Consider the following 13,156-nt stretch of genomic DNA (forward strand, 5'->3'; position numbering starts at 1 on the left):
GTCATCCTTCTGCCAGGAAGCGGCCAACATAGCGGGCCACGGCGCGTACCGAGGCCATGGTTGAGGGGTAGTCCATTCGGGTGGGTCCAACGATTCCCAGACTGGCCCACGACTCGTCAGGGGAACCGTAGGCACTGGCCACCAACGATGTCGACTGGAGCCGCTCGTAGGGATTCTCCTGACCGATCCGTACCGTGACGTCACCGGCCAGGCCGGTGCTGGCCTCACCCAGCAGGTGCAGCAGCACCACCTGCTCCTCCAGGGCCTCCAGCACGGGGCGGACGGTGGTCTCGAACTGGTCACCGAAGCGGCTCAGGTTGGGCACTCCGGCCACGGCAACACGGGTCGACGGGTCATCGGCCAGCATCTCCAGCACCGTCGCCACCAGGGTGTTCGCCGAGGTGCGGGCGATGGTGGGCGGCAGTTCCGCCAGCAGGCTGGCCAGCCGATCGGCACCCTGCGCCGGGGTCAGCCCGACGACGGCCGCATTGAGCCTGCCCCGCAGCTCCGCGAGCGACTCCTCGGAGTGCATCGGCAGCTCCACGGAGCGCTGGTCCACCCGCCCGGTGGAATTGATCAGGATCACCAGTACGCGATCCGAGGTGAGACTGACCAGCTCGATGTGGCGCACCTGCGCCGACGAGCTGATCGGGTACTGCACGATCGCCACCTGCTGGGTGATCTGCGCCAGGATCCGGACGGTGCGGGTGACGATGTCGTCCAGGTCCAGCGCGCCGGCCATGAAGGTCTGGATGGCCCGCTTCTCCGCCGGCGAGAGCGGCTTGACCGTCGCCAATCGGTCAACGAAGAGCCGATAGCCCTTGTCGGTGGGGATGCGCCCGGCGCTGGTGTGCGGCTGGGTGATGTAGCCCTCCTCCTCCAGCACGGCCATGTCATTGCGGACGGTGGCCGGGGAGACATTGAGCTGGTGGCGTTCCACCAAGGCCTTGGAGCCGACGGGTTCCTTGCTGGACACATAGTCGGTGACGATGGCCTTGAGCACGTCCATCTTGCGATCGTCGAGCATCATCCCCTCCTCACGTCGAAATCTTGGCACTCACCCGGAGCGAGTGCCAGCATACGCGCCCGGAACACCCCAGCCCCAACCCAGACGCTTCAAGGCGTCGCTGGGGCGGCTGACCGTCACCCCGGCCTTCTTCGCACCACTGGAGTCCTCCGGCCTGCAGGAGCTGCCCGTGGCCACCACCTTCGCTCGGCAGATCGACGCGGTGCAGCCCGATCACACAGATCCCTTCGACCGTCTCATCTGTGCCCAGGCAGCCACGGAGGGACCAACCCTGGTGACCACTGACAAGCTTCTGCTGGCAGCACCGACAGTGAACACGCTCGACGCCCGGCGCTAGGCTCGGGCGCATGCGTGAATTCTCGATCGGTGACTGGCAGCCTGTCCGTGACAACGTCTACGTGGCGCAATTGCAACCCGCCGCCGTCAACGCCGGCCTGGTGATCGGCGAAGCCGGAGTGCTGCTGGTGGATTGTGGCTCCTCCCCCGCCCAGGGCCATGAGCTGGCCGCCTCTGCCGAGGCCCTGGCCGGGCGGCCCGTCACCCACGTCGTCGTCACCCACGCGCATTTCGACCACTTCTACGGCTTGGCCGGTGTGCACGCCCAGGCGCCGGAGGTGGTCAGCATCGGCCACGAGAACCTGGCCGCGCACCTGGACGGCAGCAATGATCCCGACGTCGATCCCGACGTGATCCGACGAGATCTGGGTTTCGAGCCGTCGGAGCTGGTGGCCCCCGGCACGCCGATCAGCTTCCTGCACGCCATCGATCTGGGCGACCGCGTGGTGGAGCTGGTCCATCTGGGCCCGGGGCACAGCGATTCCGACCTCTTCGTACAGATCCCTGACGCCCGGATCGTCTTCACCGGCGACATGATCGAGACCTCGTCGGATCCGATGGTGGGGCCGGATTCGCACGTCGACAGCTGGCCGCAGGCGATCGACGGGGTGGTGAAGAATGCCCGCGAGGATGCGCTGTTCATCCCCGGCCACGGGGCGGTCGCCACGCTGGAAGAAGTGACCAACCAGCGGGCCGCGATCTCCAAGCTCTGGTCCGCCGCCGAGGACTGTGTCAAGAACGGGATGAGCATGGACGAGGTGATCGCCGACCTGAATGGTGAGCGTCAGGTGGACTGGCCATTCGCACCGCAGGCCGTCGCCAATGCGCTCCCCTGGCTCTACCGGACGCTGGAGGCCAAGGGCGTGACCAAGAGCAAGTTCCTCCCGCTGGTCAACTGACCCCGGTTCACAGATCCGGTTCTCCCCAGACGGACTGCACCTGATCCCACAGCTCCGGTGTCGCGGCGCTGAGCAGCCCCGGGCCGGGCCAGTCGGGGGTGTAGTCGACGCCGCCCCAGCGTCGGGCCGCACCACCGATCTCACGCACCATCAGGGTGCCGGGCAGGTGGTCCCACGGATGCACCTGGCTGTAGACCAGGTAGTCCAGCTCGCCGGTGAGCAGCTTGGGGTAGTCGATCCCGCAGCACCAGGCGGAGCGCTCCACCGGAGCCAGCACACCTTCACCATCGAAACCATGCCGACGGTGCTTGCTGGTGGCCCCGACGGGCAGCTCGGGAAGGGGGTTGCGTACCAGCCGCTCGCCATTTCGCTCCACCCCGGCACCCTTCTCCGCGACGAACGACACTTCGTGCTCGGGCTGCCAGATCCAGCCGCGGGTCTGCTCACCATTGACGACTTCCGCGATCATCACCGCATGGTCCGGGCTGCCGGCGACGAAGTTCTTGGTGCCGTCCACCGGATCGACGGTGAACCCATGCGCCGCCCCGGCCAGGGTGTATTCCAACTCGGGCTGGTTGAAGCAGGCCTCCTCGCCCACCACGAGCGCGTCGGGGAACATCCGTCGCAGCTCCCGGGTGAGCAGCACCTCGGATTCGCGATCGGCAATGGTGACGTAGTCGCCCGGCTTCTTCTGCTCCACCTCGCCAGCCGCCAGCGCGCGGAAACGCGGGGTGATCACCTCCGCGGCCACTCGCTGCATCAGCTCGAGCACATCCTGCGTAGTCACCATGCCAACAGCCTATGCAGTGGGGCCCAAGAGTGCATCGCGGGGCGAGCCACACCGCCCGTCTGATCAAATCTGTTCGATGTGGTCCTGGGTGACGAAGTCGATCAGCTTCTCCACCTCGGTGTTGAAGCTGGGTTCCAGGTCTCGAAAACTGCTCACCCGGGCGAGGATCGCCTGCCAGGCCTGGGCGACGTCCTTCTGGTCCTGGTGCGGGAGGTTCAGTGCCGCCAGCGTGCCCTTCTTCCAGTCGACGTCCATCGGGATCTCGGGCCACTTCTTCAAGCCGACGCGCTCGGGCTTGATCGCCTGCCAGACGTCGATGAACCGGTGTCCGCCGATCATCACGAAATCCCCGTAGCCGCCCTTGGCCACGTCCTTGGCGATCCGGGACTCCTTGGAGCCGGTGACCAGGTGGTCCACCAGGACCGCGAGGCGTCGCCCCTTCTCCGGCTTGAATTCGGCGACGATCCCCACCAGGTCGTCGATGCCACCCAGGTACTCCACGACGACGCCGACGTGGCGCAGGTCATCACCCCAGACCTTCTCCACCAGTTCCGCGTCGTGCCGGCCCTCGACGTAGATCCGGCTGGGCAGCGCCACCTTGGCGACGGTCCTTTCGCTAGCCCGCGAGCCGGACGCCGTGTACTTCCGTTCGGCCTTGCCGGTGCGCGGCGGCACACACAGCTTCACCGGCTGGCCCTCCACGACGAAGCCCGGCCCGACGGGGAAGGAGCGCCGCTTCAGCTTGTAGTTCTCCAGCACGACGACGCCGTTCTCCCACTTGACGATCTCGCCGGCGAAACCCGTCGACGGCTCCTCGACGATCATCCCCAGTTCCATCGGCATGTCGATGGTCTGCGGCTTGCCGGCCTTCTGCCAGCCCTTGCTCAGCACGTCCCTGTTGTAGCGATCCACGTCGGACGAGGTTACCCGAGCACTGACACCTTCTCGGGCAAGCAGCTACTTGCTACATTTGCTACATGGCCACGATTACGCATCGCGAGTTGCGCAACAACAGCGCCGAGATCCTGCGCCGCGTCAACGCCGGCGAGATCTTTGATGTGACCAACAATGGTCAACTGGCCGCAACCGTCTCACCTCCCGTGACCGACTCTTTGGAGCGCCTGCGCTTGCAGGGCAAGGTACGCCCAGCAACGAAACGCGTTCGCTGGCAAGAAGCCTTCGCTGATGCGCCAACCCTTGACGTGACGACTGAAGAGATCCTGGCTGACGTGCGCGGTGAGTGATGACCACCTATCTCGACACGTCGGCTGCCATGAAGGCGATCATTGCCGAGCCAGAGAGCAATGCCCTGCGTCAAACCGTCGACGACCTTGCCGACACCGACGATGAGCTTGTTTCCTCGTGGCTCCTGCACACCGAGCTTCACTGCGCAGCTACTCGACGGGCCGAGATTCCGGCAGCCTTCGTTGGTCAACTGCTGGCTGATGTCTCTCTGGTTGACATCACACGAGAGCATCTCGTCATCGGCGCGAGCGCGCGCTGGGGGTTGGAGGCTGGCGATGCGATCCACGTGGCCACCGCCCTGTTCCTTGGCGTTGACCAGATCATCACCTATGACCGGGAGATGATCGATGTCCTTTGCCGGATCGGGATCCCGGTGCTCTCCCCAGGCGCCTGACTCAGTCCAGCAGGTCCCGGATGACGGCGTCGGCCAGCAGACGACCCTGCAGGGTGAGCACCAGCCGGTCGTGGGTGATCCGGGCCAGGCCCCGCTCCACGAAGGACGGGACCCGCCCCAGTTCAGAATCCGTCAGCACCTCCCACGGCAGGCCGTCGGAGAGGCGTAGTTCCAGCAGCACCCGCTCCACCCGTCGGTCCTCGGCGGAGACGATCTCCCGGCCGGCCCCCGGGGTGCGGCCGGCGTCCAGCGCCGCGGCATAGCTGCGCGGGTGCTTCACATTCCACCAGCGCACTCCCCCGGCGTGGCTGTGCGCGCCGGGGCCGATCCCCCACCAGGTGTGGCCGAGCCAGTAGGCCATGTTGTGCCGGGCACGGTGCTCGACGCCGCGGGACCAGTTGCTCACCTCATAGGCCTCGAAACCGTTGCCGGTCAGCACGTCCTCGGTCAGCAGGTACTTGTCGGCCAGGTCATCGTCGTCGGTCATCGGGAGTTGCCCGCGACGGATCTGGTTGGCGAGCCGGGTGCCGTCCTCGACGATCAGGGCATAGGCGCTGACGTGCTCCGGCTCGGCCTCCAATGCGGCATCCAGGCTGGCCCACCAATCCTCCAGGCTCTCCCCCGGTGTGCCGTAGATCAGGTCCAGGCTCACGTCAGCAAAACCAGCAGCGCGGGCCAGCTTGGCCGCCTCCACCGCCCGGCCGGGGGTGTGCCGCCGTTCCAGCACCTGCAGCACGTGCGGGCGCGCGGACTGCATCCCCAGGCTGATCCGGGTGAAGCCGCCGTCCAGCAAATCCTCCAGCAGGCGGGGGGTCACCGTCTCCGGGTTGGCCTCGGTGGTGACCTCCGCGTCGGGCTGCAGGCCGAAGGCGTCGCGGACATGGCCCAACAGACCGCTCAGTTCGCCGCCGGTGAGCATGGTGGGGGTGCCGCCGCCGAAGAAGACGGTGCTGGCGGCGGGCAGGTCATCACCCAGCACCCGTCGGGCCAGGTCGATCTCCGCATGCGCGGCGCGCAGGTAGTCCGCGGTGCCGGTGCCCTGCAGTTCATTGGACGTGTAGGTGTTGAAGTCGCAGTAGCCGCAGCGGGTGGCACAGAAGGGCACGTGCAGGTAGATGCTCAGCGGCGTGCCGGGCAGCTCAGCCAGGGCGGAGGCGGGCAAGGCCCCGTCGTCGGGCACGGGTTCACCATCGGGCAGCACGGAAGGCACCGGGCCAGCGTACTGCCAGCCGCCGGGGGCAGCCTTCCAAGATCAACACTGCGAGGGTTGCGCATCAACCATCAGTGCAGCTCCACTCCAGCGGGAGGCACGCTCAGCCGTCACAGCGCGGTGGTACCAGTGCGCAACCCTTGCAGGGTTGGCCGCTGACCCCTCGGCACCCGCGCGGATCATGGTTGGCTCGCCGAGCTGGAGCAGCCGACGGACGAGTGTGGAAAGCTCAAAGTTTCAAGCGGATCGGGAACTATGATCAGCGCATGAAGCTCTCACGTCGCAATTTGATCTCCCTCGCCGGTGCCGCTGCAGCCACCAGCGCGCTCGCCGCCTGCGGCAGCAACAAGGGGGGCATCGGAGCCAGCACCGGCCCCAGTGCCTCCGGCTCCGCTGGGGGTTCCTCCGGGCCCGCGCTCACGCACTGGTACCACGAGTACGGCGAGCAGGGCACGCAGGACGCCGTGAAGAAGTACGCGGCCGCCTATGACAAGGCCAAGGTCACGGTGAAGTGGAATGCCGGTGACTACGCCAAGTTGCTCAGTGCCGCGCTGCTGACCAAGGACATCCCGGACGTCTTCGAAGCGGAGATGGGCCCCAGCATCGACCTGATCAAGGCCGGCCAGGTGGCCGACCTGACCGACGTCGTCGGCGAGGCCAAGGGCAAGTTCAATGCCGAGCTGATCAACCGGATGAGCTACGAGGGCAAGATCTACGGCCTGCCGCAGGTGGTGGACATGCACCTGCTGTACTACCGCAAGAGCCTGTTGGAGAAGGCCGGCGTGCAGCCGCCGAAGACCTTCACCGAACTGGTGGATGCCGCCAAGAAGGTCAAGACCAAGGATGTTGGCGGCCTGTTCGTCGGCAACGACGGCATCGGCCCGATCGCCACCGCGTTGCTCTATGCGTCGGGCAATGACTGGTTCGACCAGGACAAGACCAAGGCCGGCTTCCTGGATCCGTCCTTCTACCAGGCGCTGACCGACTTCCGCGACCTGTTCTCCTCGGGCGCCCTGCTGCAGAGCGCCAGCAAGGACTGGTACGACGGCTCCCCCTTCGCCAATGAGGAGACCGCGATGCAGTGGGGTGGCCTGTGGTCGATGACCGACATCCAGAAGGCGCTGGGCGACGACTTCGGCGTGCTGCCTTTCCCGGCCATCGGCAGCAAGGGCAAGCAGGCCACCATGTTCGGCTCCTTCGGTGCCTGCGTCGCGGCCAAGGGGGCCAATGTTGAGGCCGCCAAGCAGTACGTGAAGTGGTTGTGGGTGGACCAGACCGACTACCAGGTGGAATTCGCCAACAACTTCGGCACCCACGTCCCCGCCCAGGGTGAGCTGGCACCCCGGTGCACCAAGCTCGCCGAGGGTGCGGGTGCGGAAGCCGCCAAGATCCTGGCCGACTTCGGCAAGCCCGCCAGCGACATCCTGTGGTCCGGCGCCATGGCCGACGCCTTCAGCGCCGCCGTCAGCAATGTGGTGAAGAAGAAGGCCGATCCGGCCAAGGAGATGGCAGCCGTCGGCACCAAGGTGGCCGCCGAACTCAAGCGCATCAAGGGCTGATGAGCGCCAGCCCGCAGCTTCCACGTGCGTCCCTGGTGCGTCGCCTCGGCGGCCATCAGGGACGCAACTGGTGGTTCCTGGCCTTCGTGGCGCCCTTCATCATCGGCCTGGCGCTGTTCGTCTACATCCCGATCCTCTGGAGTGCCTACCTCTCCTTCTTCGACGCCCGCAACACGGTCACCCCGACGAAATTCGTCGGGCTCGCCAACTACCGCTACCTGCTGGGTGACCAGCTCTTTCGGGATTCGATCCTGACCTTCATCGGCTTCAGCGCCTTCATCGTGCCGTTGACCTTCGTCTGTTCCCTGTCGCTGGCGCTGCTGCTGGACGGGATCAAGACCGGCCAGGCCTTCTTCCGCTCGGTCTTCTTCATCCCGACGGCGGTCAGCTATGTGATCGCCGCCATGATCTGGCGCTTGAGCTTCTTCAGCGGCACCCGCTTCGGGCTGGCCAACTCGCTGTTGCGCCAGCTCGGTGGGGAGAATGTCAACTGGTTGGGCGGCACCAATTCCTGGTACTGGCTGGTGCTGGTGACGCTGCGGCTGTGGCTGCAGGCGGGCTTCTACATGATCCTGTTCATCGCCGGGCTCAACAAGGTCCCGCGGGAGACCTACGAGGCCGCCGCCATCGACGGCGCGTCGGGGCTGAAGCTGCTGCGGCACATCACCCTGCCGCAGTTGCGCGCCACCTCGGTGGCGGTGCTGATGCTGTTGCTGATTGGCGCCTTCCAGGCCTTCGACGAGTTCTTCAACGTGCTGGGCACCATGGGCTCCTACCCGCCCTATGCCCGTCCCCCGCTGGTGCACCTGTACCTGATCAGCCTGGGCGGCGGCCAGCAGGATCTGGGCCTGGGTGGTGCCGGCACCATGATCATCACCGCGCTGATCGTCTTCTTCGGGTTGCTGCAGAACTGGCTCGTGACCCGCAGTGAACGCAAGGAGGGCAAGAAGTGATCGTCTCCTCCCGTCGCGGCCGTGGGCTGCAGGTGGCCCGCTACACGCTGCTGAGCATGCTGGCGGTCTTCTTCCTGCTGCCCTTCTACGTCCTACTGCGCAATGCCTTCGCCTCCAACAAGCTGATCACCGCCGCCCGGTGGAAGTGGTTGCCGGACCAGCTGGACCTGACCAATCTCAACGCGCTGCTGGCCGACGACAATGTCGGGATGGTGGCCGCACTGTGGCACTCGGCGGTGATGGCCGTCAGCCAGACCGCACTCACCGTGCTGATCGCCCTGCTGGCCGGCTATGCCCTGGCCCGTTACGACAATCGGCTGTCGCGGATCCTGCTGGGCTTCACCCTGTTCACGCTGATGGTCCCGGCCTCGGTCACCTTCATCCCGATGTTCGTGATGACCGCCCAGCTGGGCTGGATCGACTCCTTCCGCGGGCTGGTGGTGCCCGGCATGTTCAGCGCCTTCGCCACCTACATGTTCCGGCAGAGCTTCCTGGGCTTCCCGGCAGACCTGGAGGAGGCGGCGATGATCGACGGCGCCAACCCGTGGACCACCTTCTGGCGGGTGGTTGCCCCCAATTCGCTGGGGATCGTCGGCGCGGTGGGCACCATCACCTTCATCGGGAGCTGGAATGCCTTCCTCTGGCCGTTGCTGGTGGGCCGGGAGAAGACCCGCACCGCGCAGGTGGCGCTCAGCCAGTTCATGACCAGCCAGGGCGTCAACTACCCGGTGCTGTTCACCGGCGCCCTGGTGGCGATCATCCCCGTCGTCGGTGTCTTCCTCTTCCTGCAGCGCTACCTGGTGGAAGGCGTGGAGACCTCCGGGATGAAGTAGCGCTGCAGGCGGGGGTCAGGCCACCAGCCCGATGCCGATCACCATGGGCAGGGAGATCAGCGAGCCGATGGTGGTCACCGTCGTCATCGTCTTCAGACTGCCCTGGGTGCTGAGCCCCAGCAGCGCCTTGAACATCCAGAAGAAGTTGCTGTTCACGTGCAGGGCGAACAGCGATCCGGAGGCGATGCCCAGACCGACGGCCACCGGATTGACGTCCAGCTGGCCCAGCAGCGGGGCGATGATCCCGGCCGCGGTGATGGCCGCGACGGAGACCGAGCCGATCGCCAGGTGCAGCACCGCGGCGATGAACCAGGCCAGCAGGATGCTCACCACCACCGGGGCACCCGCCTCGGCGTCGAACATACCGGCCAGCACCGAGGCCAGCCCGGTGGCCTTGATCACGGCACCCAACGAACCGCCGATGCCCGTGACCAGCAGGATCTCGCCGGAGGTCTGCAGTCCGTCGCTGAAGGCCTCATTGGCGGCGGAGGCCCCCACGGTGCGCCGGGACAGCGCGAAGGCCATCAGCAGACCGACGAACAGCGCGATGTTGGCATTGCCCAGGAAGTCGATGAACTGGTTGCTGAACTTGAACAGCTCGGCAAAGGCGCCGAAGGCGATCATCACCAGGGGAACGGCGATCGGCAGCAGGCTGAGCGCGAGCGGCGGCGTCTTGACGGGCGAATCGCCCGCCTCTGCGGCCTCGGCCCGGGCTTCCGACTCCAGCAGTGCCTCGTTCTCCTCCTCGTCCTTGGCCGGATTCCACCAGCCGAAGCGCAGCAACTGCCGGAAGAGGATCACCGTCAGCAAGGCCGTGACCGGGCCAATCACCATGCCGAAGAGCAGGTACTTGCCCAGCGAGATGTTCATCAGCCCGGCGATCGAGATGGCCGAGAGCCCCGGCACGACGAAGACATAACCCGAGAAGATGCCGATCCCGAGCGCGCCGGAGACCAGTGCCAGGCCATTGGGGCCCATGTGCTTGGCCGCCTGCCGGGCCACCGGCGCCGCCAGCACCACCTGCACGTCGACATAGATCGACGGGAAGACGGTGGCCAGGGCGAGCGCCAGGCCATAGGGGATCCGGGTGGGCCCGAAGACCTTCAGCAGGGCCCGCACCATTTTGGTGAAGGCGCCGGTGGTGTGCAGCAATGAGCCGATCAAGACGCCGAAGCCGATCAACAGACCGACGCTGCTCATGATGCTGCCAAAGCCCTTGGTGATTGCCTCGACGGTGCCGGGGAAACCCACGCCACCCGCCAGGCCGAGATAGATCGAGCCGACGATCAGGCTGATCACCGGATCGATCTTGAACTTGATGATCAGGATGACGACCGCGGCGATCGCGATCACGGTGTGCAGGACGAGCACGCGAACCCCCTGGTGGAAGTGCACTTAGGAAGTGCACTTGTGGCAGTGCCGATCGCCGTCGTTGGCGACCGGAGGCCAAAGACTAGCAGCGGCTCCCCGCCCAGCTCGCCACCGGGTTGCCCCCCGGAGCAGGCGCCTGCCGCTGCTGAGCCTGTGCTGAGCGGCCCCCGACGTGCAACCGACAGTTCCCGTGGGGTTTGCCCCGCCGGGCCACACTGGAGGCATGAGCCTGCCGCCGGCCCGCCCGAATCCCTACCAGACGCCCCGCCCGGCCCCATTGCCAGCGAGCCAGCGGCAGAGTCGGGTGCGCTCCTCCACGCTGCTCGCCGGAGTGCCGGTCGGCGTGATGTGGGTGCTGGAGACGCTGGACACCCTGATGCTGCACGCCCTGGACCAGTTCGGCCTGCGCTCCTGGGATCCGACGGGTTTGTGGGCGCTGTTCACCGCGCCGTGGCTGCACCGGGGTTGGCAGCACCTGGCCAACAACTCCGTCCCGCTGCTGGTGCTGGGCTTCCTGGTGGCCATGTCCGGCCTGCGACGCTGGATCGCCACCACGCTGGTGGTGATGGTCACGTCCGGCATCACCGCCTGGCTGCTGTCGCCGCCCGGCACCATCACCCTGGGTGCCTCGGGTGTGGTCTTCGGCTGGCTGAGCTACCTGCTGGTGCGCGGCTGGTGGAGCCGTGACTGGAAGCAGATCCTGATCGGCCTGGTGGTCTTCGTCGTCTACGGCAGCGTGCTGTGGGGAGTGCTCCCCACCGAGCCCAACATCTCCTGGCAGGGCCATCTTGGCGGCGCGATCGGTGGCGTCCTGGCCGCGTGGTGGCTGCATCGCGGCACCCGTCGGTGAGCGTGTCACGGGGTTTGATGCGAATTTGGGGCCCCGGGTGTGGTGAGATTTCCCCCTGACATCTCCGTCATTCGTGCAACCCCCCACTCTGTGGTGCACGGATCCGAGCCAACAGGCAGGCCCTCATGAACCAGATCCATTCCCTCGTTGGATGGCTCAACTCCCAGCTCAGCTGGGTCTTGATCGTCGCGATCATCGCGGCCGGACTCGTCTTCACCATCTGGACCCGCGGAATCCAGTTCCGCCGGCTAGGAACCATGTTCCGGATTGCGCTGGACTCCCGCACCGGTGCGGGTGACGGGATCAGCTCCTTCCAGGCCTTCTGCATCTCGCTGGCCTCCCGGGTGGGCACCGGCAACATCGCCGGCGTCGCGATTGCCCTGGCCCTGGGTGGCCCGGGCGCCATCTTCTGGATGTGGGTGATGGCCTCGCTCGGCATGGCCACCGCCTTCATCGAGGCCACGCTGGCCCAGCTCTACAAGGTGCCGCACACCGACGGCACCTTCCGCGGTGGCCCGGCCTACTACATGCAGCGTGGCATGAAGAACCGCCCACTGGGCATCCTGTTTGCCATCTTCCTGATCTTCACCTTCGGCTTCGCGTACCAGATGGTCCAGGCCAACACGATCGCCGGCGTGGTGAAGGCCACCTATGGCATCGCCCCCATCTGGACCGGCCTTGCCCTGGCCGCGGCCACGGGCGCCGTCGTACTGGGCGGCGTCAAGTCCGTCGCGAGGGCCACCGAGTGGATGGCCCCGCTGATGGCCCTCGCCTACCTGCTGCTCGCCCTGGCGGTCATCGCGGTCAACCTGCCCGAGGTCCCGCACATGTTCATGCAGATCTTCAAGGGCGCCTTCGGCCTGGACGAGGCCCTGTCCGGCACCGCTGGGGGTCTGGCCGCCACCATGCTGAACGGCATCAAGCGGGGCCTGTACTCCAACGAGGCCGGTGAGGGATCGGCGCCGAACGCGGCCGCTGCGGCCACCACCAGCCACCCGGCGCACCAGGGGCTGATCCAGTCGTTGGGCGTCTTCGTGGACACCATCCTGGTCTGCACCGCCACCGCGCTGGTGATCATGCTCTCGGACCCGTCCCTCTACACGCCCGGCGTCACCACCAAGGCCGATGCCGGCGCGACGCTGACCCAGCGCACGCTGGAGTTCTCGCTGGGCGGCTGGGTTGGCCCGGTCTTCTCCATCATCCTGTTGACCTTCGTCTACTCCACGCTGATCGGCAACGAGTCCTATGCGGAGATCAACATGGACTTCCTGCGCGGTGGCAAGCCCGGTGCCATGTTCATCCGCCTGCTGAGCATCGGCTCCGTCGTGCTGGGTGCTGTCGCCGACCTCGTCTTCGTCTGGGACCTGGCCGACGTCGCCATGACCACCATGGCCCTGACCAACCTGGTCGCCCTGGCCTTCCTGGGCAAGAAGGCCGTCCAGACCCTGCGGCACTTCGAAGCCCAGCCGGATGCCGTCACCGCCCAGTTCAACCTGGACCGGAACGACTTCATGGACGACGACATCCCCGGCGAGGTGTGGCACAAGCGGGACGGCCATGAGGCCGGCAAGTGGTTCCACCCGCAGGGCGCCGACGCGATCACCGTCGCGGACTGACCCCGAGCAGTTTTCGGGGACACGGTGGGCCCGTGGTCGCAGCAGGTGGCGACCACGGGCCCAGCGTTTTTGT

At 66.5% G+C, this 13,156-nt stretch carries 14 protein-coding genes; 9 read left to right on the top strand and 5 right to left on the bottom strand.

The features are described 5' to 3' along the window. Position 1 precedes the first annotated feature (1 nt). On the bottom strand, positions 2 to 1,027 hold the full coding sequence (hrcA, locus tag AAEX57_RS06115) for a heat-inducible transcriptional repressor HrcA (protein WP_342091396.1): 1,026 nt from the start codon (positions 1,025 to 1,027) through the stop codon (positions 2 to 4). A 169-nt stretch (positions 1,028 to 1,196) separates the two neighbouring features. Between hrcA and AAEX57_RS06120 the strand changes: the two genes are divergently transcribed. After that, on the top strand, positions 1,197 to 1,364 hold the full coding sequence (locus AAEX57_RS06120) for a hypothetical protein (protein WP_342091395.1): 168 nt from the start codon (positions 1,197 to 1,199) through the stop codon (positions 1,362 to 1,364). Positions 1,365 to 1,374: 10 nt separating this feature from the next. After that, on the top strand, positions 1,375 to 2,262 hold the full coding sequence (locus tag AAEX57_RS06125; RefSeq protein ID WP_342091394.1) for an MBL fold metallo-hydrolase: 888 nt from the start codon (positions 1,375 to 1,377) through the stop codon (positions 2,260 to 2,262). A gap of 7 nt (positions 2,263 to 2,269) precedes the next feature. On the opposite strand, the gene AAEX57_RS06130 is transcribed toward AAEX57_RS06125, so the two are convergent. Both AAEX57_RS06130 and AAEX57_RS06135 read right to left on the bottom strand, forming a co-directional pair. Beyond that, on the bottom strand, positions 2,270 to 3,052 hold the full coding sequence (locus AAEX57_RS06130) for an inositol monophosphatase family protein (RefSeq protein ID WP_342091393.1): 783 nt from the start codon (positions 3,050 to 3,052) through the stop codon (positions 2,270 to 2,272). A 63-nt stretch (positions 3,053 to 3,115) separates the two neighbouring features. Further along, positions 3,116 to 3,964 (bottom strand): DUF3097 family protein, encoded by an 849-nt coding sequence (locus AAEX57_RS06135; RefSeq protein ID WP_342091392.1) that lies wholly within the window; start codon positions 3,962 to 3,964, stop codon positions 3,116 to 3,118. A gap of 65 nt (positions 3,965 to 4,029) precedes the next feature. Here AAEX57_RS06135 and AAEX57_RS06140 point away from each other — a divergent pair, with 65 nt between their 5' ends. Continuing rightward, on the top strand, positions 4,030 to 4,296 hold the full coding sequence (locus AAEX57_RS06140) for a type II toxin-antitoxin system Phd/YefM family antitoxin (protein ID WP_342091391.1): 267 nt from the start codon (positions 4,030 to 4,032) through the stop codon (positions 4,294 to 4,296). Beyond that, entirely contained in the window at positions 4,296 to 4,691 is a 396-nt protein-coding gene (locus AAEX57_RS06145) for a type II toxin-antitoxin system VapC family toxin (protein WP_342091390.1), read from the top strand. Before AAEX57_RS06140 ends, AAEX57_RS06145 begins: the two co-directional genes overlap by 1 nt. 1 nt (position 4,692) lies before the next feature. Here the strand turns inward: AAEX57_RS06145 and hemW are convergent, their stop codons facing one another. Continuing rightward, on the bottom strand, positions 4,693 to 5,871 hold the full coding sequence (gene hemW, locus AAEX57_RS06150) for a radical SAM family heme chaperone HemW (protein WP_342091565.1): 1,179 nt from the start codon (positions 5,869 to 5,871) through the stop codon (positions 4,693 to 4,695). 296 nt (positions 5,872 to 6,167) lie between these two features. Here hemW and AAEX57_RS06155 point away from each other — a divergent pair, with 296 nt between their 5' ends. From AAEX57_RS06155 to AAEX57_RS06165, 3 genes are read left to right on the top strand one after another with little or no spacing between them, the layout of a single operon-like run. Continuing rightward, the gene (locus AAEX57_RS06155; RefSeq protein ID WP_342091389.1) at positions 6,168 to 7,460 is read left to right on the top strand and encodes an ABC transporter substrate-binding protein; all 1,293 of its coding nucleotides are present in this window, start codon (positions 6,168 to 6,170) and stop codon (positions 7,458 to 7,460) included. Then, positions 7,460 to 8,413: a carbohydrate ABC transporter permease gene (locus tag AAEX57_RS06160; protein ID WP_342091388.1), complete on the top strand. Its 954-nt coding sequence runs from the start codon at positions 7,460 to 7,462 to the stop codon at positions 8,411 to 8,413. Before AAEX57_RS06155 ends, AAEX57_RS06160 begins: the two co-directional genes overlap by 1 nt. Then, positions 8,410 to 9,246 carry a carbohydrate ABC transporter permease gene (locus tag AAEX57_RS06165; RefSeq protein WP_342091387.1) on the top strand — a complete coding sequence of 279 codons (837 nt, stop codon included), beginning with the start codon at positions 8,410 to 8,412 and terminating at the stop codon, positions 9,244 to 9,246. Before AAEX57_RS06160 ends, AAEX57_RS06165 begins: the two co-directional genes overlap by 4 nt. Positions 9,247 to 9,261: 15 nt before the next feature. On the opposite strand, the gene AAEX57_RS06170 is transcribed toward AAEX57_RS06165, so the two are convergent. Continuing rightward, entirely contained in the window at positions 9,262 to 10,617 is a 1,356-nt protein-coding gene (locus AAEX57_RS06170; RefSeq protein ID WP_342091386.1) for a GntP family permease, read from the bottom strand. Positions 10,618 to 10,963: 346 nt separating this feature from the next. On the opposite strand from AAEX57_RS06170, the gene AAEX57_RS06175 reads away from it, so the two are divergent. Further along, entirely contained in the window at positions 10,964 to 11,467 is a 504-nt protein-coding gene (locus tag AAEX57_RS06175; RefSeq protein ID WP_342091564.1) for a rhomboid family intramembrane serine protease, read from the top strand. Positions 11,468 to 11,592: 125 nt separating this feature from the next. After that, positions 11,593 to 13,083: an alanine/glycine:cation symporter family protein gene (locus AAEX57_RS06180; protein ID WP_342091385.1), complete on the top strand. Its 1,491-nt coding sequence runs from the start codon at positions 11,593 to 11,595 to the stop codon at positions 13,081 to 13,083. Positions 13,084 to 13,156 lie beyond the last annotated feature (73 nt).

Source organism: Luteococcus sp. H91 (genome assembly GCF_038433135.1).
In the GTDB taxonomy this organism is placed as follows: Bacteria; Actinomycetota; Actinomycetes; order Propionibacteriales; family Propionibacteriaceae; genus Luteococcus.